Consider the following 19,915-nt stretch of genomic DNA (forward strand, 5'->3'; position numbering starts at 1 on the left):
GGATGGCGTGACATGATGAAATGGTTCGAGGTCGCGCTGGTCGTCCTGACCTTCGCCACGGGCATCACCTGGCTGCTCGACAGGCTGCTGTTCGCCAGGCGCCGCGCCGCACGCGCCGGACTGATCGACGAGAAGGAGCCGGTAGTCGTCGACTACGCGCGCGCCTTCTTCCCGGTGCTGTTCTTCGTGCTGATCCTGCGCAGCTTCATCGCCGAGCCGTTCCGGATCCCGTCCAGCTCGATGATGCCGACCCTGCTGATCGGCGACTTCATCCTGGTCAACAAGTTCACCTACGGCATCCGCCTGCCGATCAACAACCGCAAGGTGATCGCGCTGGGCGAGCCCGAGCGGGGCGACGTGGTGGTGTTCCGGCCGCCGCACCATCCCGACCAGGACTGGATCAAGCGCGTGGTCGGCCTGCCCGGTGACGTGGTCGCCTATCGGGACAACACCGTCTACGTCAATGGCGAGCCGTTCGAGTACGGCCGTGCCATTGCCTACGAGGGCGCCGGCCGCGGCCGCGACATGACCGGCGCGGAGCTGGTCCAGGAAACGATGCCGGGCCGAAGCCACCTCGTCCTGGAGACGGTGCGGCCGGGCGGGTTCGACCCGGGCGAAGGCGAATGGCGCGTGCCCGAGGGCGAGTATTTCGTGATGGGCGACAACCGCGATCGCAGCGACGACAGCCGGTTTTGGGGTACGCTGCCGGAGAGCCAGCTGCGGGGCAAGGCGTTCCTGGTCTGGATGAACCTCGACTCGAGCGCGCCTGGCTGGGTCGACTGGAGCCGGATCGGCGGCAGCATTCCGTAGGCCGGTCAGAATTGGGGCGCCGGCGCGACCGGCGGCAACGGGATCAACCGGGGGAATCGAGGCATGAACACGCGTCGCAAGCAGGGCGGCATCACGCTGCTGGGGTTCATCATCGTCGCAGGCGTGGCCGGGTTTTTCGTCTTCATCGGCATCAAGCTGTTTCCGATGTATTCCGAGTACTACTCGGTGAAATCCGCGCTCAAGGGTCTGGCGGCCGAGCCGGGCGTGGGCAATTACCCGCCGGGGCGGATCCAGGAACTGTTTTTTCGCCGCCTCAACATCAGCTACTCGTCCCATGTGAAGAAGGAACACGTCAAGATCCAGCGCGTGGGCGAGGCATGGCAGATGGACGTGACGTACGAGGTGCGTGAGCCGCTGGTCGCGAACCTCGATGCGGTCGGCCGGTTCCACGCCACCCAGCTGCTGTCCGGTAGCGGTGCAGACCCGAACTGATCAGGCGACCGCCTTCGCGGGCCACGCCTTCGCCACGCCCGCGCTGCTCGCCCAAGCGCTGACCCATCGTAGCGCCGGGGCGCCGCACAACGAACGGCTGGAGTTCCTCGGCGACGCCGTGCTCGGCATGATCGTGGCCGAGGCGCTGTACGCGCGCTGGCCGAAGGCCGACGAAGGATCCCTGACCCGCGCGCGCGCCGAACTCGTGCGCGAATCCGCGTTGGCCGCCGTGGCGCGCCGGCTGGAGATCGGACCTCGCCTGGTGCTGGGCCCGGGCGAGATGAAGTCCGGCGGCCACCGGCGCGATTCGATCCTGTCGGATGCGCTGGAGGCGATCATCGGCGCGATCTACCTCGATGCCGGTTTCGAGGCCTGCCGGCGGGTCGTGCTGCCCTGGTTCGAGGCCGCCGTGTCCGCGGTGCCGGCGAGCAAGGTCGGCAAGGACGCCAAGACCCGTCTCCAGGAGTGGCTGCAGGGGCGCCAGAAGCCGCTGCCGCAGTACGTGCTGCAGCAGGAGTCGGGCGAGGAGCACGCCCGGATCTTCGTGGTCCGCTGCGTGCTGTCCGACCCGCCACTCGCCGGCGAAGGCGAGGGCGGCTCGCGGCGTGCGGCCGAGCAGGTCGCGGCCGAGGCCGTCCTCGGGCAGCTGCCCGGGGCCTGACGGCCCGCGATTTGCCCTCGGCCCGTCCGCGCGCGGACAATCAGCGCATGAATCCCCACACCCACCACGCCGGCCACGTGGCCGTCATCGGCCGGCCCAACGTCGGCAAGTCCACCCTGGTCAACGCGCTGGTGGGGGCCAAGCTGAGCATCGTCTCCAACCGGCCGCAGACCACCCGCCATCGTCTGCTCGGCATCGCCACCGTGCCGGGCGGCCAGCTGGTGCTGGTGGACACGCCGGGGCTGCATCGCGAAGGCGGGAAGCGCGCCTCGACCGCGCTCAACCGCGTGCTCAACCGTGCGGCACGCGGCGCACTGGAGGGCGTGGACGCGGCCGCGCTGGTGGTCGAGGCCGGCCGCTGGGACGACGAGGACACCCTGGCCTACGACGCCCTGCGCGAGAGCGGGTTGCCGGTGGTGCTGGTGGTGAATCAGGTCGACCGCATCGCCGACAAGGCCAGCCTGCTGCCGTACCTGCAGCGGGCCAGCGAGGGCCGCACGTTCGCGGCCGTGCATCCGGTCTCGGCGCTCAAGCGCCAGGGGCTGGAGCCGCTGGTGGCCTCGCTGCTCGCGCTGCTGCCCGTGCAGCCGCCGCTGTATGGCGAGGACGAACTGACCGACCGCAGCCAGCGTTTCCTCGCCGGGGAACTGGTGCGCGAGCAGCTGATGCGCCAGCTCGGCGCGGAACTGCCGTATGCGACCACGGTCGAGATCGAATCCTTCAGCGAGGAGCCCTCGCCCAAGGCCGGGGTGATGTACCGGATCGGCGCCGTGATCTGGGTCGAACGCGAGGGCCAGAAGGCGATCGTCATCGGCAAGGGCGGCACCCGCCTGCGCGACATCGGCAAGCGCGCGCGCGAGCGCATGGAGCAGCTGTTCGACGCCAAGGTGTTCCTGCAGACCTGGGTGCGCGTGCGCGAGGGCTGGTCCGACGACGAGTCGGCGCTGCGCACCCTGGGCTACGGCGACTGACCCTGCCACCAACGGAGCGCTGTCCATGCACGATGACGCGAATACGACCCTGCACGGCCACTGCCTGTGCGGCAAGGTGCGGCTGCAGGTGCAGCCCGAGGCGCTGCATGCCGACGCCTGCCACTGCGGCATGTGCCGGCGCTGGGGCGGGGGGGCCTTCCTGTCGCTGGGCTGCGGCACGCAGCTGCACTTCGAACGAGGCGAGGACGCGGTCGCGCTGTTCGATTCCTCCGAATGGGGCCAGCGCGGTTTCTGCGCGCACTGCGGCAGCCACCTGTTCTACCGGCTGCGTGCACAGGGCACGTATTACGTGTCGGCCGGCCTGTTCGGCGAAGTCGAAGGACTCCGTCTGGAGAGCGAGATCTTCATCGACCGCAAGCCGGGCTGGTACGCCTTCGCCAACCAGACCCGGAAGATGACCGAGGCCGAGGTCATCGCCGCGTTCTCGACCGGCTGACATGCGCCATGCGGGGGAGGCGGGCTACGTGCTGCACGCGCGCCCGTGGCGAGAGACCGGCCTGCTGGTCGACCTGCTGAGCGAGTCCCACGGCCGTCTCGGGGTGATCGCGCGTGGCGTGCGCGGGCCGCGCAAGCAGGCGCAGTTCGCCGCCCTGCAGCCGCTGCAGCACGTGCGCATCGACGCGGTGCAGCGCGGGGAACTGGCCTACCTGTCCTCGGTGGAGGCGCTCGATGCGCCGCCGCTGCTCACCGGGCGCGCCAGCCTCGCGGCGTTCTACATCAACGAACTGCTGTTGCGCCTGGCGCCGCGGCAGGATCCGCATTCCGGGCTGTACGCGCTGTACGGCCAGGTGCGCGCGCGGCTGGGCGACGCAGCCGGGCTGGCGTGGGCGCTGCGCCGCTTCGAACGCGACCTGCTCGACGCGCTGGGCGTGGGCTTCGATCTGCGCGTCGATGGCGACGGTGTCGCCATCGATCCGGCGGCGCGCTACCGGCTCGAGGCCGAGCACGGGCCGCGACGTGTCCGCGGCGAACGCGTGGGCGAGTCGCGCGGTCGCTACGCGACCGGCCGCGCACTGCTGGCGCTGGGCCAGGACACGCGTCCCGAACCTGCGGACCTGGAGAGCCTGCGCCATGCGATGCGCGACGTGATCGCGCAGCACCTGGGGTCGCGCGGGCTCAAGAGTTGGCAGCTGGCGGCCGACCTGGGCCGCCTGTCGGGCCGGGCGCCGGCTCAGGGCGACGACAGCGTCGCCTGAGCGGCGGCCAGGAAGGTGCGCAGCGCCGCGCCCGATCCAGGTTCGGCATGCAGACGCCCGGACGCTTCCAGCAGCCGCGTCGCGCCCACGAAGCCGCAGCTCGCGCGCAGCCGATGCAGGGCGGCGCGCAGGGTGTCCCCGTCGCCGCGGGCGGCCGCCTGTGCGATGGCATCGCGGCTTGCCGGCAGTTCGTCGATGAACAGGCCACGCAGTGCGGCGACGTTGGCCGCATTGCCGCCGAGTGCCGCCAGCGCCTGCGCCTCGTTCCACACCGGTGGTGCGGAATCGTCGTAGACGGCGACCTCTTCCGCGGTGCCGCTCGGGCCTTCGCTGACGCCCAGTGCCTTGCGCAGGGCCGTGGCCCAGGACACGGCGGGCAGCGGCTTGGCCAGGGTCACCACGAACCCGGCCGCGCGCAGCGCCGCATGTTCGCCCGGATCGTGGGACGCGGTGTGCGCCACGGCCGGCGTCGCCAGCCCGCGCGCGCGCAACGATTGCAGCAGGGCGCTGCCGCTGCCGTCGGGCAGGTTGGCATCGAACAGCCACAGCGCGTGGCGGTGCGTGGTGGCCAGCGCGATCGCCTGCGCCATGTCCGACGCCACGTCGACCTCGGCCGGCAGCGCCCGGGTGGCCGCGAGCAGGAACGCGCGGCTGGTGGGATCGTCCTCGACCAGCAGGATCCTCGGGTTCATCGTCGCCTCCTTGCGGACCGGATATGCTCGGCCGATGCCTGCGCGCATCTTAACGCTGTTGCTGCTGATGCTCTGCGCATGGCCGGCCCAGGCACGCACCGCCACCGCGCGCATCGACACCATCCGCGCTTCGGGCGCGGAGCTGCACGGCGTCACCGTGCACCTGGACTGGCCCGCCGGGGCCGCGCGGGGGACGCTGCGGATCGAGGCGGCACGCATCGAGGCGGATGCGTTGGGGTACCGGTTCCGCGACGTCCGCTGGACCTGTCCCTTGGCCTCCGCCGAGTCGGCGCGCTGGAGCTGCAGCGGTCCATTGCGCGCCGCCGGTGCCGGCGACATGCAGCTGGCGGTGGACCTGTCGAGTGTACGGACGGACGGCACGCTCGCGAGAGGCGACGCGCGCATCTCGCTGCAACGCACCGCGGCCTCGCCCGATGCCACGCGCCTGCAGCTGACCCGGGTGCCGGTGGCGTGGGCGCAGGCGCTGCTCTCGAGCGCCTGGTCCGGCGGTCGCCTGGGAACGGGCGAGGCCGATGGCCGGGTGACCTTGCACACGCCGCGCGACCGCCCCGTGCGCGTGGACGGCGATCTCGCCATCCGCGCGATGTCGCTGGAGTCGGCCGATGCCAGCATCGCCGTCGGCGATCTCGACGGCCGCATCGGCTTCGCTGCGCAGGTGCCGGACACCGGCGCCACGCAGGTGTCCGTCGACGGCGAACTGCGCGATGGCGAGATCCTGTTCGGCAGCACCTATCTCGCGCTCGAGGGCCGGCCGCTGCAGTTCGCGCTGGACGCCCGCCAGGCGGAAGGCGGAGGCTGGGCCATTCCGCGCCTGCAGTGGCGCGACGGCCCCACATTGGCCATGGATGGCAGCGCAGCGCTGGCCGCCGATGGCGGAGTGCGCGAGCTCGCGCTGGAGGCGCGCAGCACCATGCTGGATGCGCTGCCGGCCCGCTATCTCTCGGGATGGCTCGGCCTGGCCGGCCTGGGCGAGCTGGCGCTGTCCGGGGCCGCGACGGTCCGGGTCGAGTTCGCGCAGGGAGCGCTGCACACGCTCGATGCAGCGCTGGATGGGGTCGATCTTGTCGACGCAGCCGGGCGCTTCCGCATCGATGGGCTCGCCGGCGACCTGCGCCTGGCCACCGATGGCGTGGCGGACAGCGAGTTGCGCTGGCGTGGCGGCGCCCTGTACGACCTGGCGTTCGGTGCGATCCGCCTGCCCATGCGCAGTGCGGATGCCGCACTGCGGCTGCGCGAGCCCGCGTCGCTGGCGATGCTGGGTGGCCAGGTACGGCTGCCGGAGTTCACCCTGCAGCCACCCGCGCCGGACGCGGGCATGCGCGTGGACTTCGGGCTGGAGCTCGACGCGCTGGACCTGGGCCAGCTGACCACGGCACTGGGCTGGCCGGCGTTCGCAGGCACGCTCTCGGGCCGTATCCCGAGCGCACGCTACGCCGACGAGCGGCTGGACTTCGAGGGCGGCCTGGCGGTGGAGGTCTTCGGAGGCCGGGTCGACGTCGGTGCGCTGTCGATGGAGCGCCCGTTCGGCGTCGCGCCCACGCTGTCGGCCGACCTCGCACTGCGCGATCTCGACCTGCTCGGCATCACCGGCGCGTTCGATTTCGGCAGCATCACCGGCCGCCTGCACGGGCGCGTCGACGGACTTCGGCTGGTGGACTGGACCGCCACCGCGTTCGACGCCGAACTGCACACCGAACCGGCGCGCGGCGTGCGCCAGCGCATCAGCCAGCGTGCGGTGCAGGACATCTCCAGCGTCGGCGATGCCTCGCTCGTGAGCAGCCTGCAGGGGCGCCTGATCGCACTGTTCGACGACTTCGGCTACCGCCGCATCGGCATCGGCTGCCGTCTGGCGAACGAGGTGTGCCGGATGTCGGGCCTGCATTCAGCGGGCGATGGCTTTACTATCGTCGAAGGCGCTGGCGTGCCGAAGCTGCAGGTGGTCGGGTTCAATCGCAACGTCGACTGGCCCACGCTGGTGGAACGCCTGGCCGCCGTGGCCGCCGGGGATGTCGCGCCGGTGGTTGAGTGATCGCGTGTTTCAACCGGCCCCGCGCACGCGCGGCCGCAACGCAACGGGAGCCTGACATGCGTCGCCTGCTCGGAATGCCGATCCTGCTCGCGCTCGCGCTGTGCGCGTGCGTCACCATCAATGTCTACTTCCCGGCCGCCGAAGCGCGCGAGGCGGCGCGCGAATTCGTCGAGAACGTGATCGGCGAGGAGGGCCAGACGCCGCCGCCGGTCTCCGAGACCCCGCCTCCGGACGGCGGCATGGCCCTGCGCATGCCGCGTTTCGATCCCTGGGTCCTGGTCGGTATCGGCAGCGCGCAGGCGCAGTCCTCGCCCGATATCACGATCCGCACCCCGGCGATCCAGGCGATCCGCTCGCGCATGGAGTCGCGCTTCAGCAGCGCCCTGCGCCCGCATTTCGATTCGGGCGCGCTGGGTTTCGGCGGCGACGGCACGATCGTGGTGCGCGATGCCTCGAAGCTCGCGATCAAGGACCGGGTCGCGGTCAATGCCGCGGTCGCCGACGACAACCGCGACCGCAATGCGGTCTATCGCGAGATCGCCGTCGCCAACGGTCATCCCGAGTGGGAATCGCAGATCCGCGACGTGTTCGCCCGGCAGTGGATCTCCAGTGCGCGTCCGGGCTGGTGGTACCAGCAGGGCGGTACCTGGAAGCAGAAGTAGCGCCTGACCGCGGCGGGCCACTTGGCCGCCGTGTCGCGGCGCGGAGCCGGCGGCGCCCGCGCCGGCAGGCTGGAGACTGGAACATGACGCGTCCGCCGCCCTCGCAGCGACGGGTGCATCCCGCGGGCGCACGGCTGGCGGCGTGCGTGCAGGGCGTGCAGGGCGTGCAGGGCGTGCAGGGCGTGCAGGGCGTGCGACCCGCGGCGCGGGTCTGCGACAATGCGCGGCCATGCATGCCGCCTGATGCCACGTGGCCCGGATCGACCAGACCCCGTTCGAACTCGACATCCTCGACCTGAGCCACGACGGCCGCGGCGTCGCCCGCCGTGAGGGCGGCAAGACCGTATTCGTCGCCGGCGCCTTGCCCGGTGAGCGGGTGCTGGCGCGCCAGACGTCGCGCTCGCGCCATTTCGACGAAGCGATGGCGCTGGACGTGCTGCGCGCCTCGCCCGACCGGGTCGCGCCGCGTTGCCCGCACTTCGGCACCTGCGGCGGCTGCGCGCTGCAGCACCTCGACGAAGCGGTGCAGATCCTCGCCAAGCAGCGCGTGCTGCTGGAGAACTTCGAGCGCATCGGCCACGTCTCGCCGGACGCGGTGCTGCCGCCGCTCACCGGCGGCGCCTGGCATTACCGGCGCAAGGGCCGCTTCTCGGTGCGGCGGGTGGAGAAGAAGGACCGCACCCTGGTCGGTTTCCGCGAGCGCGACCCGCGCTTCGTCGCCGAATTGCATGAGTGCCACACCGTGGTGCCGGCGGTCGGCGCCCTGATTCCGGTGCTGTCGCAGCTGGTGGACGGGCTGGAGGCGCGGCGGGAGATTCCGCAGATCGAGTTCATCGTCGGCGACGCGACGCCGACGTTCGACGGCGTCGCGCTGGTGTTCCGGCACCTGCAGCCGCTGGGCGAACGCGATCTCGAGGCGCTGCGCGCCTTTGCACCACGCCACCGGGTGGCGGTGTTCCTGCAGCCCGGCGGCGTGGATTCCGTGCATCCGCTGACGCCCGCGGCGCCCTCGCTGTCGTTCCGGCTCGAGGACGGGGACGTGTCGCTCGCCTTCCGGCCGCTCGATTTCATCCAGGTCAACGCGCCGATCAATGCGCTGATGATCGCGCGCGCGTTCGAGCTGCTCGACCTGCGCAGTGAGGACCGCGTGCTCGACCTGTTCTGCGGCCTGGGCAACTTCACCCTGCCGATGGCGCGTCGCGTGGCCGCGGTGGTCGGGGTGGAGGGCGATGCCGGGCTGGTGGCACGGGCAAGGGAGAACGCCGCGCGCAACGGTCTGTCGAACGCCACCTTCCACGCCGCCGACCTGACCCAGGACCAGCGCGGCGCCGCATGGATGCGACAGGGCTTCGACAAGCTGCTGCTCGACCCGCCGCGCTCGGGCGCGATCGACGTGCTGCGACAGCTGCCGCTGGACGCCTTCGGCCGCATCGTCTACGTGAGCTGCCACCCGGCATCGCTGGCGCGCGATGCGGGATATCTGGTCAACGAGCGCGGGTGGCGATTGGTGAGCGCTGGGGTGATGGACATGTTCCCGCAGACGGCGCACGTCGAGAGCATCGCGCTGTTCGAGCGCGGATAGCGCGGGGACGCGCAACTGCGTTCGGTCCGGGGCGCGTGGCGACGCGTCCGGCTGCACGGCGCCCTTGTGTCGCGGCGGCGCGGACATGTTCCCGCAGACGGCGCACGTCGAGAGCATCGCGCTGTTCGAGCGTCGCTGATCGCCCGCCACGCGGTCTGCGGCTAACATTCGCATCCCCAGACCTGCGAGCGCGGCGCGATGGCCATCGAGATCGAACGCAAGTTCCTGGTGAGCGGCTCCGGCTGGCGCGAGGCGGGGCATGCGGTGGTGCCGATGGCGCAGGGCTACCTCAACGATCTCGCCGCACTCGACGCGGGCGCGCAGAAGGCGTCGGTGCGGGTGCGCATCCAGGACGAGGCGGCGTTCCTCAACCTCAAGTCGGGCGAACGCGGCCACAGCCGGCAGGAGTTCGAGTATCCGGTCCCGGTCGAGGACGCGCGTGCGCTGCTGGCGCTGTGCGTCGGCGGTGTGATCGACAAGCGTCGCCACCTCGTGCACCACGCCGGCAAGCTGTGGGAGGTGGACGAGTTCCTTGGGAACAACGCCGGCCTGGTGGTCGCGGAGATCGAGCTCGGCCATCCCGACGAGTCCTTCGTGCTGCCGCCGTGGGCGGGTCGGGAAGTCACCGACGACGTGCGCTACTACAACCTCGCCCTGGCCTCGCGCCCCTATTCCGCGTGGACCGAGGCGGAACGGAGCTGAGACCGCAGGTTCGCGCAATCGCGAGGCCGCGCGGCCGGCGCCCGACCGGCAGGAGGTGGAGGCGCGCCCGGCGCGGCCCGGGCGTGCCGCATGAACGCCTCTGAGTCCGGCCCCGCGGGCACGGTTCCGCCGCTGGCCCGCGCGCCGTGCCCTCTGCGACAATGCCCGCCGCGCATCCGCGCATACAGGAGCCCACGGGATGCTGGTGATCGGCGTTGCCGGAACACAACTCGCCGCGCAGGAGCGCGACTGGCTGCAGAACGACGCCTGTGCCGGCGTGATCCTGTTCAAGCGCAACTTCACCTCGCGGGCGCAGGTGATGGAGCTGTGCGCCGAGATCCGCGACGCCACGCCGCGGCCGGTGCTGATCTGCGTCGACCAGGAAGGCGGGCGCGTCCAGCGGTTCCGCGACGGCTTCACCGAACTGCCTTCGCTCGACGGCTTCGGGCGGCTGTACGCGCGTGATCCACAGGCCGCGCTGGAACTGGCCGAGGCCCACGCCTGGCTGATGGCCAGCGAGATCCGCGCCACCGGCGTGGACCTGAGCTTCGCGCCGGTGGTCGACGTCGGCCACGACAATCTCGCGATCGGCGACCGCGCGTTTTCCGACGAGCCGGCGATCGTGGCGGAGTTCACGCGCGCCTACGTGCGCGGCATGCACGCTGTGGGCATGGCCGCCACGCTCAAGCATTTCCCGGGGCACGGCACCGTGCGCGAGGACACGCACTTCGACAACGCGGTCGACGACCGCCCGCTGGACGCGATCCGCGACCACGACCTGGTGCCCTTCGTCGCCGGCATCGAGGCGGGGGCCGACGCGGTCATGCTCGCGCACGTGGTCTATCCGCAGGTCGCTCCTGAACCGGCCGGCTATTCTCCGATATGGATCAACGACATCCTGCGTGGAGAGATGGACTTCCGCGGGGTCGTCTTCTCCGACGACATCGGCATGGCCGCGGCGTTCTCCGCCGGCGGCATCAAGGCGCGCGTCGACGCCCACCTGGACGCCGGCTGCGACGTGGTGCTGGTCTGTCATCCGGAACTGGTCGAGGAATCGCTGGCCGCGGTGAAGCACCGCGCGCTCAACACCATGGCCCTGGTCGGCCTGCTCGGGCGCGGCGGACTGGGCTGGGACGGGCTGCTCGCGGATGCCCGCTACGACGGCACGCGCGATCAGCTGGCCGCGCGCCTGGGGCAGACGGCATGAACGCGCCACGCCTGGCCGACGTGCTCGACAGCGCCGAGCTGATCCACGATCGCGACGTGCTGGAGGATGCGATCGAGGAGATGGCCGATGCCATCTGTCCGGAATATGCGGACGACGAGCTGCCGCCGCTGTTCATCACCGTGCTGCATGGCGGCCTGCCGTTCGCCGCGCAGCTCGCGTTCGCCCTGGGCGAGCGCGGACTCGATCTCGAGTTCGACTACCTGCACGCGACCCGCTACCGCGGCAACACCACCGGTTCCGGCCTGGCGTGGCTGCACCGGCCGGCGACGCCGATGCGCGGCCGGCGCGTACTGCTCGCCGACGACATCCTCGATGAAGGGCACACCCTGAAGGCGGTGAAGTACTGGTGCGAGGACCAGGGCGCGATCGACGTACGCGTGGCGGTGCTGGCGACCAAGGACCACGACCGCTGCGTCGACGGCATCTGCGCCGACTACGTGGGCGTGCAGGTGCCCGACCGCTACGTGTTCGGCTACGGCATGGATTTCCACGAGCAGGGCCGCAACCTGCCCGGCATCTACGCGCTGGGCGAGTAGTCCCGCGCAGCGCCGCTGCGTGCGGCGCTATGCTTGCCGGCCACGCCCCGTGCCGCGATCCGCATGATTTCCGATTCCATCGACCTCGCCGTCATCGGCGGTACCGGCCTGTATGCGCTGGCCGAACTGCAGGACATCCAGGCCCACCAGCCGGACACGCCCTACGGCGCACCGTCCGGCCCCGTGCGTGTCGGCACGCTCGACGGCCGCCGCGTCGCCTTCCTCGCGCGCCATGGCGAGGGCCATTCGGTCCCGCCGCACAAGGTGAACTACCGGGCCAACCTGGCTGCGCTCGCGTCGCTGGGCGTGCGCCGCGTGCTCGCGCTCAATACCGTCGGCGGCATCGGCGCGCGGTTCGGCCCGCGCGTGCTCGCATGCCCGGACCAGCTGATCGACTACACCTGGGGGCGCATCTCCACCCTGTGCGAGGAACCGGGCACCGAGGTACTGCACGTGGACTTCGGCGATCCGTATGCGCCCGCATTGCGCAGGCGGGTGCTGGCCGCGGCGGCCGCGCGCGGCATCGACCTCGTCGACGGCGGCTGCTACGGGGCCACCCAGGGGCCGCGGCTCGAAACGAAGGCCGAGATCGTGCGCATGCGCCGCGACGGCTGCGACCTGGTCGGCATGACCGGCATGCCCGAGGCCGGGCTCGCGCGCGAGCTCGGGCTGGAGTACGCCTGCCTGGCGATCGTCGCCAACTGGGCTGCCGGCGCCGGGCCCGATCCGGACGAACAGATCACGCTCGACGACGTGCTGGCCAACGTCGCCGCGGCGTCGTCGGGGATCCCGGCGCTGGTGTCGGCGCTGCTGGACGGGTGATTGCATCGGTTCGGCGGGCTTTGCATACTCGGCCTGTCCGGCCTGGCGCCTTGCACGGCCGGCCGGGCGCCACCAGCCATCATGAGGTTCGACGAGTCATGCAATACGGCACAGTGAAGTGGTTCAACGACGCCAAGGGGTTCGGGTTCATCGCGCCGGAAGACGGCAGCGCCGATGTGTTCGTCCATTACTCGGCCATCGACGCCAAGGGCTTCCGCAGCCTGCAGGAAGGCCAGCGTGTCCAGTACGAAGTCACCCAGGGTCCGAAGGGTGCGCAGGCGGCAGGGGTTCAGCCGGTCGTCTGAGATGACGGCGACGAGATTTTGTGGCCCCGCCCCGGCGGGGCTTTTTTCTGCGCGGCGCCGGTGTTCGTGATGCGCAGGCGCATCGCCATCGTCGGCTACGGCAGCGCGGGCCAGTGCGCGGCGGTGCTGCTGGCGCGCGACGGGCACGCGGTGGAGGTGTTCGAACGCGTGTCGCGGCCCGGGCCGGTCGGCGCCGGTTTCCTGCTCCAGCCAAGCGGGCTGCAGGTGCTGTGGCGGATGGGCCTGCTCGATGCGGTGCTGCAGCATGGTGCGCCGGTCGGGCGACTGTTCGGCGACACGCCCTGCGGCCGCGCGGTGATGGACATGCGCTATGCCGGGCTCGATCCACGCCTGACCGGAATCGGCCTGCAGCGTGGTGCGCTGTTCTCGATCCTGGCCTCGGCGTTCGATGGCCACGCGGACGTGCGCGCCGGGGCCTGCATCGCGGGAATCGAGGACGCGGGACGCACGCTCGTCGATGCGGACGGCACGCGTCACGGCGGCTTCGACCTGGTGGTGGTGGCCGACGGCGCGGGCTCGCTGCTGCGCGAGCAGGTGGGGCGCGTGCGGTTGGACCAGCCCTACCCGTGGGGCGCGCTGTGGTGCCTGTTGCCCGCCCGGGACTGGCCGCACCTGCGCGAACTGCGCCAGCGCTACGTGTCGGCGCGCAAGATGATCGGCCTGCTGCCGGTCGGCACCCGTCCGGACGACGACATTCCGCGGCTGAGTTTTTTCTGGAGCCTGCCGACCACGTCCTTCGACGCGTGGCAGACCGCAGGCCTGCCGCCGTGGAAGGAGGAGCTGCATGCGCTGTGGCCGGAGATCGTGCCGTTGCTCGACGCGGTCTCCGATCCGGCGCACCTGGCCCGCGCGCGCTATCGCGACAGCGTGGTGGCACACTGGCATCGCGGCCACGCGGTGCTGATCGGCGACGCCGCGCACGCGATGAGCCCGCAGCTCGGGCAAGGCGTGAACATGGCACTGATGGATGCACTGGCGCTGTGCGAGGCGCTGCGCACCGGGGGCGCGATCGAGGCGGCGCTGGACCGCTACCAGCGCGAGCGCCGCCGGCACGTGGCGATCTACCAGCAGTGGAGCCGCTGGCTGACGCCGATGTTCCAGTCCGAACGCGACCTCGTCGCACGCCTGCGCGATCTTGCCCTGCTGCCGGCTGGCCGGCTGCCGCCGGGTAGAACGCATATGCTGCGGGTGCTGAGCGGCACCCAGCAGGGCCTGTTCGGCCGGATCGCGCTCGAAGAGGCCTTCGTCGACGCGCTGGCCGCTGGCCTGCAGCGCCGCGTCGACACCAGGAGCGCGCCGTGACCGGATCCGACACCCATCCCGTCGACAACCAGCCGCCCGCGTTCGGCGCACACGACCTGTGGCGCGACGATCCGGCACTGCGCGAAGCGGTGGCGCGCGAAGGCGGGGCGCACGCACAAGCGCGTCTCGCTGCGTATGGCGGCCTCGCCGGGGGCGAGCTGCTGGCGTTGTCGCACGACGCGCATCGCGACCGGCCCCGCCTGCGCACGCACGATCCGGGCGGGTACCGGATCGATACGGTGGAGTTCCACCCGCACTATCACCGGATCATGGACGCGGCCGTCGCCGGCGGCGTGGCGGGCCTGTCCTGGGCCGATCCTGCCCCCGGTGCGCACGTCGCCCGCGCTGCGCTGAGTTACCTGCACTACCAGGCCGAACCCGGCAGCAGCTGTCCGCTGACGATGACCCACGCCGCGGTGCCCGTGCTGGCGCGCGAGCCGGCGCTGCACGACTGGGTCGGGAAGGTGGCCGCCTGCCGCTACGACGCGCGCGACGTGCCGATGGCGGACAAGGTCGGCGTCACCCTCGGCATGGGCATGACCGAGAAGCAGGGTGGCAGCGACGTGCGCGCCAACACCACGACCGCGACGCCGTTGCCCGGCGGCGACGCCTACCTGCTGCGCGGCCACAAGTGGTTCTTCTCCGCGCCGATGAGCGACGGTTTCCTGGTGCTGGCGCAGGCGCCGGGCGGGCTGACCTGCTTCCTGCTGCCGCGGCGCCTGCCGGGCGGGGAGCTCAACGGCTTCCGCCTGATGCGGCTCAAGGACAAGCTCGGCGACTGGAGCAATGCCTCGTCCGAGATCGAGTTCGATGCCGCGCGCACGCAACGCGTCGGCGACGAGGGGCGCGGCGTGGCCACCATCCTCGAGATGGTGATGCTGACCCGGCTCGACTGCATGCTCGGCTCGGCCGGGCTGATGCGGATGGCGCTGGCGCAGGCACTGCACCACTGCCGCCACCGACGGGCCTTCGGCAAGGCATTGATCGACCAGCCGTTGATGCGCAACGTGCTGGCCGACCTCGCGATCGAGTCCGAGGCCGCGACCGCGCTCGCACTGCACGTGGCGCGCGCGGTGGACGAGGCGCCACGCGATCCGGCGCAGGCCGCGTTCGCACGCATCGCCACCGCGATCGGCAAGTTCTGGATCTGCAAGCGCGCGCCGGCCTTCGTCAACGAGGCGCAGGAATGCCTGGGCGGTGCCGGCTATGTCGAGGAATCGTTGCTGCCGCGCCTGTACCGGCAGGCGCCGCTGAACTCGATCTGGGAAGGCAGCGGCAACATCCAGTGCCTGGACGTGCTGCGTGCGCTTGCGCGCGAGCCGGCGACGGGCGAGGCGCTGCTGGCCCGCCTGGACCTGGCGTCGGGCATGGACCCGGGCTTCGACGCTTCGCTCGCCGCGGTGCGCGCGGACCTGGCGACGCCGCCCGCCGAGGCGGATGCGCGCCGGCGGGTGGCGGACATCGCGCTGCTGCTGCAGGCGGCGGTGCTGCTGCGCGCAGGCTCGCCGGCGGCGGCCCCGTTCTGCCGCAGCCGGCTCGACGGCGGGCGCGCCTGGGTATTCGGCATGCTGCCGGGCGACGTGCCGACCGCGGACCTGATCGCCCGCGCCTGGCCGGGCTGAATCGCGACCCGGCCATCGCGACGCTCACGCCTCGAAGCGCAGCTCTTCCAGGGCCTGTACCAGCATCACGTGGCCCAGCAAGCCTCCTTCGCCGGTTGCCGCCTCGCCGCGCTCGATGGCGTGGGCGAAGACCACCGCGGGATCGGCCTGCAGCCTGTCGAGCAGGCGCTGCACGCGCGGTAATCGCGGCGGTCGAGTCGCACGAGGGCGTGCTGGTCGGCGCCCATGCGCGGTAATGGACACGGGGCGACGGCAGGGGTCGCTGTGCACGGGTCGCGCCGCAACCGAGGATGACGGCGAACGAGTCGGTGGTCGTGTTGTCCGCTGCCTCACGTGGATCGGGCATCGCGCCCCTGCCGGGTTCGATGTGCCGCGAGGCGATCGCGTCCGGTGCCTTGCGGCGCGTGCTGCACGACTGGCAGGCGGGCGAAGTGACCACCACCGTGGTGATGCCCCACCGGCGCGGGATGCTGCCGGCGGTACGTGCGGTACTCGACCACCTGGTGGCGCACGCGGGCGGTGATTGAGCCCTCAGGGCTCGATCGCCATCGCCTGCATGGTGGCCTGCCTCAGATCGCGCATGGCAGCGAGATACGGACCGGGGCCATGGCTGACGCGTGCCACCCCCAGCGCCGCCAGGCGTTGCAGCGATGGCGCGCCGGGCCCCACCATGACGTTGACCGGCAATGGCGAGCCGCGCACCAGCGTCGCGATCAGGGCCTCGTCGGCCAGCCCGGGGACGAACAGGCCATCGGCGCCCGCCGCCGCGTACGCGCGGCCGCGTTCGAGCGCGAGTTCGACCAGCGCCGCGTCGTGCGCCTGCGGCGGCGACTGCAGGAACACGTCGGTGCGCGCATTGACGAACAGCGGGACGCCTGCGGCCGTGGCTGCCGCGCGCGCCTGCACCAGGCGCGCGGCCTGGTCGGCGATCGCACGCAGGCCGCCGGCGGCGGGCTCGCTGTCCTCGAGGTTGCAGCCCACCGCGCCGGCTTCGATCGCGCCGGCGACGGTAGCGCCCACCTCCGCGGCCGTTGCGCCATAGCCGCCCTCGAGGTCGACCGTGACCGGCAGCGGGGTCGCCACGACCATCCGCGCGAGGTTGTCGAGCGCCAGCGCCAGCGGCATCCGCTCGCCGTCGGCGTAGCCGTGGGCCGCGGCCACCGACCAGCTGCCGGTGGCGATCGCGCGCGCGCCTGCCTCCGCGACGGCGCGCGCGCTGCCCGGATCCCAGGCGTTGTACAGCACCAGTGGCTGCGCGCCCGCGTGCAGCGAACGGAACAGACCGGCCTTGTCGACTTGCGTGCCCATGGAGGGCTCCCGGGGAAGTGGAGGTCGGACGCAAGCCTGTTCGATCGACGCGCATGACGGCAATGACGCGCACGGTCATGCCGGCATGACCCCACAGGTCATGGCGTAGCGGAAGACCTGCGGCTTATCCTCGGCGCGTGGAAAGCACCCGCGCGCGCCGTTCCGATCCCGCAGCCGTCGCGCCGGTGGGCGCGCTGCTGCGCGAATGGCGCGCCGCGCGCCGCGCCAGCCAGCTCGACCTCGCGCTGTCCGCGGGCATCTCCACCCGCCACCTGAGCTGCATCGAGACCGGCAAGGCGCAGCCGCGCCGCGAGCTGCTGTCGCGCCTGGCCGACGCGCTGGACATGCCGCTGCGCGAACGCAACGCCCTGCTGCTGGCCGCGGGCTACGCACCGGCGTATCCGGAGAGCGCCTTGCAGGCGGATTCGCTGGCACGGATCGACCAGGCGATCGACGCGATCCTCGCGCAACAGGAACCGTACCCCGCGTTCCTGATCAACCGGCAGTGGGACGTGCTGCGCCAGAACGCCGCCGCCACGCGCGTGAACCGCGCCGTGCTCGGTGGCCGCGACAGCGCCCACCGCAACATCATGCGGCAGTTCTTCGACCCGGCCGACCTGCGCTCGGCGATCGCCAACTGGGAGGAGGTGGCCGGTGAACTGGTGCATCACCTGCACGATCGCGTCGCCGCCGCGCCCACCGATGGCGCCGCGCGTGCGCTGCTCGACGAGATGCTGGCCTATCCGGGCGTCCCGGCGCGCTGGCGCCTGCGCGACCTGTCGCGTGCGCCGTCGCCGCTGCTGACCACGCAGTTGCGTTGCGGCGACGGCATGTTGCGCTTCTTTTCCACCATCACCACGTTCGCGATGCCGCGCGACGTCACCCTCGACGAACTGCACATCGAGTGCTGCTTCCCGGTGGACGAGGACACCGCCGCGCATTGCCGGGCGCTGGCGCGCGCGGGCTGAGCATCCGCGGCGTTGCGTGGCTGGAAAAGGACAGGACGCATGCGGGGCATGCGTCCTGTCCGGTGGCCTGCCGCTTGCCGGCGGGCGCTTCACTCGCGCACGAAGTCCAGCAGGTCCTGGTTGAGGCGGTCCTTGTGGGTGTCGGTGATGCCGTGCGGCGCGCCGGGGTAGATGATCACCTGCGCATGCTCCACGTAGCGCGGCACCGCCTGGGCCGACAGCGCGACCGGCACGATCTGGTCGTCGGCGCCGTGGATCACCAGGGTCGGCACGTCGAACTTCGCCAGGTCGGGGCGGAAGTCGGATGCGGAGAACGCGGCGATCGAATCGAACGTGTTCTTGTGGCCGGCCTGCATGCCCGCGGCCCAGAAGCCCTGGATCAGACCCTGACTGGCGGTCGCACCGGGACGGTTGAAGCCGAAGAACGGACCCGAGGCGATGTCCAGGTACTGCTGCGAGCGGTTGTCCTGCGCGGCCTTGCGGAAGCCGTCGAACACCTCGAGCGGAATGCCCTCGGGGTTGTCGTCGGTGCGCAGCATGAAGGGCGTGACCGCGCTCACCAGGGCCGCCTTCTTCACCCGCGCGGTGCCGTGGCGGCCGATGTAGCGCGCCACTTCGCCGCCGCCGGTGGAAAAGCCGACCACGGTGACGTCGCGCAGGTCGAGCGCCTCGATCACCGCGGCCAGGTCGTCGGCGTAGTGATCCATGTCGTTGCCGTCCCAGGGCTGGCTGGAGCGGCCATGGCCGCGGCGGTCGTGCGCGACCACGCGGTAGCCGTTCTCTGCCAGGAACAGCATCTGCGCCTCCCAGCTGTCGGAGTTGAGCGGCCAGCCGTGGCTGAAGGTGACGACCGGGCCGTCCTTCGGGCCCCAGTCCTTGACGTACAGGCGCACGCCATCGGCGGTGACGACATGGCTGCCGTCCACGGTGGCGGCTGCAGCGCTCGCTTGTGGCGTGTTGTCGGCGCGCGGTGCGGCCTGCGCGGTGCCGGCGGCGAGGGAGGCGGCCAGCACGCTGGTGCCGAGGGTGCGGGTGAGGGTGTTCATGAGCGGTCTCCGGGTCGGAAGGGGAACCGGGGCGCCGCCCCGGCGACGCTCAATGTGCGCCTCCGACGGGGACATTTGATGACATATAGTGCGGAAAACTTGATCCGGAGTATTCGATGGCCGATCGGCTGGCCGCGCTCATGGCGCATTTCCCGGTCACGGCGCAGGTGTTCAACGCCGGTGCGCTGTGCGGGCTCAACCACGTGGACGACGACGCCGGCCGCGGTCAGCTGCACCTGGTGCGCGAGGGCACGCTCGAAGTGCGCCACGGCCGCGAGTCGGTGCAGGTGGCCGAGCCGAGCCTGCTGCTGTTTCCGCGCCCGCTGGCGCACAGCTTCGTCACCGATCCCGTGCGCGGGGCCGACATGGTCTGCGCCCATGTCGCGTTCGAGGGCGGCGCCGGCAATCCGCTCGCGGCGTCGCTGCCACCGCTGGTGTGCCTGCCGCTGAGCGCGGTGGGCGGCGCTGCCCCGGTGCTGGCGCTGCTGTTCGAGGAGGCGTTCGAACAGCGCTGCGGGCGGGTGGCGCTGGTGGAGCGGCTGTTCGAAGTGGTGATGATCCAGGTCCTGCGCCAGCTGATGGAGAGCGGCGGGATCCGTGGCGGCATGCTGTCCGGGCTGTCGCACCCGCACGTGCGCGAAGCCCTCGTGGCGATGCACGAGTCGCCGGCGCGCGACTGGACCCTGGATGCACTGGCGGGCGAGGCGGGCATGTCGCGCAGCGTGTTCGCCGCCGCGTTCCGCGAGACGGTCGGCAGCACCCCGGGTCAGTACCTGCAGGCCTGGCGGATCGGCCTTGCGCAGCAGGCGCTGCGGCGTGGGCGGCCGCTGAAGGTGATCGCAACCGAAGTCGGCTATGGCAGCGAGGCGGCGCTGTCGCGCGCGTTCAAGGCCCAGACCGGTCGTTCGCCGCGCGAGTGGCGCAAGCACGCGGAGGCTGCGGCCGCCTGAGCGGGGG

The 19,915-nt window shown here is 71.6% G+C and carries 22 protein-coding genes and 1 pseudogene; 19 read left to right on the top strand and 4 right to left on the bottom strand.

All coding sequences use genetic code 11. The annotated features are described in order from the left end of the window. The first annotated feature begins 15 nt into the window (after positions 1–15). The 6 genes from lepB to recO all read left to right on the top strand — a co-directional run bounded on the left by lepB (position 16) and on the right by recO (position 4,112). Positions 16–810 carry a signal peptidase I gene (gene lepB, locus QFW81_RS12655; RefSeq protein ID WP_280579443.1) on the top strand — a complete coding sequence of 265 codons (795 nt, stop codon included), beginning with the start codon at positions 16–18 and terminating at the stop codon, positions 808–810. Between the two features lie 63 nt (positions 811–873). Continuing rightward, the gene (locus tag QFW81_RS12660) at positions 874–1,263 is read left to right on the top strand and encodes a DUF4845 domain-containing protein (protein ID WP_280579219.1); all 390 of its coding nucleotides are present in this window, start codon (positions 874–876) and stop codon (positions 1,261–1,263) included. Then, positions 1,247–1,924 (top strand): ribonuclease III, encoded by a 678-nt coding sequence (gene rnc, locus QFW81_RS12665; protein WP_280579220.1) that lies wholly within the window; start codon positions 1,247–1,249, stop codon positions 1,922–1,924. The genes QFW81_RS12660 and rnc overlap by 17 nt, the downstream gene beginning before the upstream one ends. Before the next feature lie 47 nt (positions 1,925–1,971). After that, positions 1,972–2,895 (top strand): GTPase Era, encoded by a 924-nt coding sequence (gene era / locus QFW81_RS12670; protein WP_280579222.1) that lies wholly within the window; start codon positions 1,972–1,974, stop codon positions 2,893–2,895. A 25-nt stretch (positions 2,896–2,920) separates the two neighbouring features. Beyond that, the gene (locus tag QFW81_RS12675; RefSeq protein WP_280579224.1) at positions 2,921–3,352 is read left to right on the top strand and encodes a GFA family protein; all 432 of its coding nucleotides are present in this window, start codon (positions 2,921–2,923) and stop codon (positions 3,350–3,352) included. 1 nt (position 3,353) lies between these two features. Continuing rightward, positions 3,354–4,112, top strand: a complete 759-nt coding sequence (recO, locus tag QFW81_RS12680; protein ID WP_280579226.1) for a DNA repair protein RecO — start codon at positions 3,354–3,356, stop codon at positions 4,110–4,112. Here the strand turns inward: recO and QFW81_RS12685 are convergent. Continuing rightward, positions 4,088–4,804 carry a response regulator gene (locus QFW81_RS12685; protein WP_280579228.1) on the bottom strand — a complete coding sequence of 239 codons (717 nt, stop codon included), beginning with the start codon at positions 4,802–4,804 and terminating at the stop codon, positions 4,088–4,090. The genes recO and QFW81_RS12685 overlap by 25 nt on opposite strands. 34 nt (positions 4,805–4,838) lie before the next feature. Here QFW81_RS12685 and QFW81_RS12690 point away from each other — a divergent pair, with 34 nt between their 5' ends. The 10 genes from QFW81_RS12690 (at position 4,839) to QFW81_RS12735 (ending at position 15,636) form a co-directional block, all read left to right on the top strand. After that, entirely contained in the window at positions 4,839–6,854 is a 2,016-nt protein-coding gene (locus tag QFW81_RS12690) for a hypothetical protein (RefSeq protein ID WP_280579229.1), read from the top strand. A gap of 56 nt (positions 6,855–6,910) precedes the next feature. After that, positions 6,911–7,516 carry a YdbL family probable chaperone protein gene (locus tag QFW81_RS12695; RefSeq protein ID WP_280579230.1) on the top strand — a complete coding sequence of 202 codons (606 nt, stop codon included), beginning with the start codon at positions 6,911–6,913 and terminating at the stop codon, positions 7,514–7,516. 250 nt (positions 7,517–7,766) lie between these two features. Continuing rightward, complete coding sequence (rlmD, locus tag QFW81_RS12700; RefSeq protein ID WP_280579232.1) at positions 7,767–9,098, top strand: 23S rRNA (uracil(1939)-C(5))-methyltransferase RlmD; 1,332 nt, start codon at positions 7,767–7,769, stop codon at positions 9,096–9,098. Positions 9,099–9,296: 198 nt separating this feature from the next. Continuing rightward, positions 9,297–9,800 carry a CYTH domain-containing protein gene (locus QFW81_RS12705; RefSeq protein ID WP_280579233.1) on the top strand — a complete coding sequence of 168 codons (504 nt, stop codon included), beginning with the start codon at positions 9,297–9,299 and terminating at the stop codon, positions 9,798–9,800. Between the two features lie 199 nt (positions 9,801–9,999). After that, complete coding sequence (gene nagZ, locus QFW81_RS12710; protein ID WP_280579235.1) at positions 10,000–11,007, top strand: beta-N-acetylhexosaminidase; 1,008 nt, start codon at positions 10,000–10,002, stop codon at positions 11,005–11,007. Continuing rightward, a complete protein-coding gene (locus tag QFW81_RS12715; RefSeq protein WP_280579236.1) occupies positions 11,004–11,564 on the top strand; it encodes a hypoxanthine-guanine phosphoribosyltransferase in 561 nt (186 codons plus the stop codon). Before nagZ ends, QFW81_RS12715 begins: the two co-directional genes overlap by 4 nt. Before the next feature lie 63 nt (positions 11,565–11,627). Continuing rightward, positions 11,628–12,386, top strand: coding sequence for an S-methyl-5'-thioinosine phosphorylase (locus QFW81_RS12720; protein ID WP_280579237.1), 759 nt, complete (start codon positions 11,628–11,630; stop codon positions 12,384–12,386). 98 nt (positions 12,387–12,484) lie between these two features. Next, a complete protein-coding gene (locus QFW81_RS12725) occupies positions 12,485–12,691 on the top strand; it encodes a cold-shock protein (RefSeq protein WP_280579239.1) in 207 nt (68 codons plus the stop codon). Positions 12,692–12,760: 69 nt separating this feature from the next. Beyond that, the gene (locus QFW81_RS12730) at positions 12,761–14,014 is read left to right on the top strand and encodes an FAD-dependent oxidoreductase (protein ID WP_280579240.1); all 1,254 of its coding nucleotides are present in this window, start codon (positions 12,761–12,763) and stop codon (positions 14,012–14,014) included. Continuing rightward, the gene (locus QFW81_RS12735; RefSeq protein WP_280579243.1) at positions 14,011–15,636 is read left to right on the top strand and encodes an acyl-CoA dehydrogenase family protein; all 1,626 of its coding nucleotides are present in this window, start codon (positions 14,011–14,013) and stop codon (positions 15,634–15,636) included. The genes QFW81_RS12730 and QFW81_RS12735 overlap by 4 nt, the downstream gene beginning before the upstream one ends. Before the next feature lie 24 nt (positions 15,637–15,660). Here QFW81_RS12735 and QFW81_RS12740 read toward each other — a convergent pair whose 3' ends face one another. Next, a complete protein-coding gene (locus QFW81_RS12740) occupies positions 15,661–15,810 on the bottom strand; it encodes a hypothetical protein (RefSeq protein ID WP_280579244.1) in 150 nt (49 codons plus the stop codon). 95 nt (positions 15,811–15,905) lie between these two features. Here QFW81_RS12740 and QFW81_RS12745 point away from each other — a divergent pair. Beyond that, a pseudogene (locus tag QFW81_RS12745) lies at positions 15,906–16,163 on the top strand (LysR substrate-binding domain-containing protein); the annotation flags it as partial. Positions 16,164–16,167: 4 nt separating this feature from the next. Here QFW81_RS12745 and QFW81_RS12750 read toward each other — a convergent pair. After that, positions 16,168–16,944: an isocitrate lyase/PEP mutase family protein gene (locus tag QFW81_RS12750; protein WP_280579245.1), complete on the bottom strand. Its 777-nt coding sequence runs from the start codon at positions 16,942–16,944 to the stop codon at positions 16,168–16,170. A 137-nt stretch (positions 16,945–17,081) separates the two neighbouring features. Here QFW81_RS12750 and QFW81_RS12755 point away from each other — a divergent pair, with 137 nt between their 5' ends. Continuing rightward, positions 17,082–17,912: a helix-turn-helix domain-containing protein gene (locus QFW81_RS12755; protein ID WP_280579247.1), complete on the top strand. Its 831-nt coding sequence runs from the start codon at positions 17,082–17,084 to the stop codon at positions 17,910–17,912. 89 nt (positions 17,913–18,001) lie between these two features. Here the strand turns inward: QFW81_RS12755 and QFW81_RS12760 are convergent, their stop codons facing one another. Beyond that, positions 18,002–18,958, bottom strand: a complete 957-nt coding sequence (locus QFW81_RS12760; protein WP_280579249.1) for an alpha/beta fold hydrolase — start codon at positions 18,956–18,958, stop codon at positions 18,002–18,004. A gap of 116 nt (positions 18,959–19,074) precedes the next feature. On the opposite strand from QFW81_RS12760, the gene QFW81_RS12765 reads away from it, so the two are divergent. Then, entirely contained in the window at positions 19,075–19,908 is an 834-nt protein-coding gene (locus QFW81_RS12765) for an AraC family transcriptional regulator (RefSeq protein WP_280579250.1), read from the top strand. Positions 19,909–19,915 lie beyond the last annotated feature (7 nt).

It is taken from the genome of Luteimonas kalidii (assembly GCF_029887935.1).
In the GTDB taxonomy this organism is placed as follows: domain Bacteria; phylum Pseudomonadota; class Gammaproteobacteria; order Xanthomonadales; family Xanthomonadaceae; genus Luteimonas; species Luteimonas kalidii.